This window comes from Streptomyces chilikensis, assembly GCF_001642695.1.
Classification (GTDB): domain Bacteria; phylum Actinomycetota; class Actinomycetes; order Streptomycetales; family Streptomycetaceae; genus Streptomyces; species Streptomyces chilikensis.
This window is the reverse complement of sequence record NZ_LWCC02000093.1, coordinates 1-853: the sequence shown is the minus strand read 5'-3', so window position 1 is coordinate 853 and position 853 is coordinate 1. Positions and strand designations below refer to the sequence as shown.

At 71.6% G+C, this 853-nt stretch carries 1 protein-coding gene; it reads right to left on the bottom strand.

Features of this window, described 5'->3' with window-relative positions:
* Positions 1 to 853 (bottom strand): beta-ketoacyl synthase N-terminal-like domain-containing protein (locus A2U95_RS23730; RefSeq protein WP_166026577.1); only part of this gene is annotated, 853 nt, incomplete at both ends.

Sequence of the window (853 nt, the reverse complement as noted above, 5' to 3'; positions counted from 1 at the left end):
CCTCGACGGCGTCGACGTCGGCGCCGTCGAGACCGGCGTTGGCGAGTGCGGCGCGGATGACGCGCTGCTGGGCGGGGCCGTTGGGCGCGGTGAGGCCGTTGCTGGCGCCGTCCTGGTTGACGGCGGAGCCACGCACGACCGCGAGGACCTGGTGGCCGTTGCGGCGCGCGTCGGACAGGCGCTCCACGAGGAGCATGCCGACGCCCTCGGACCAGCCGGTGCCGTCCGCGTCGTCCGAGAACGACTTGCAGCGACCGTCGGCGGCCAGACCACCCTGGCGCTGGAAGTCCAGGAAGGCGGTGGGCGTGGCCATGACGGTCACACCGCCCGCCAAGGCCATGTCGCACTCACCGGAGCGCAGCGCCTGCGCCGCCAGGTGCAGGGCGACCAGGGACGAGGAGCACGCCGTGTCCACCGTCACCGCCGGGCCCTCCAGCCCCAGGGTGTAGGCGATGCGGCCGGTGACGACACTGCCCGTGTTTCCGATGCCGAGGAACGCTTCCACGCCCTCGGGAACGGAGTTCGGGGACATCGCGTAGTCGTGGTACATGAGGCCGGCGAAGACGCCGGTGCGGCTCCCGCGCAGGGTGGTGGGCGCGATGCCCGCCTGCTCCATGGCTTCCCAGGAGGTCTCGAGCAGCAGGCGCTGCTGCGGGTCCATCGCCAGCGCCTCACGCGGACTGATTCCGAAGAAGCCGGGGTCGAAGTGACCGGCCTCGTGGAGGAAGCCGCCTTCGAGGGCGAGTTCCTGGTGGTCGGGATCCGTGTCGAGCAGGGCGTTGAGGTCCCAGCCGCGGTTGGTGGGGAAGGTGGAGATGCCGTCGGTGGCGGTGGTGACGAGGTTCCAGAGGTC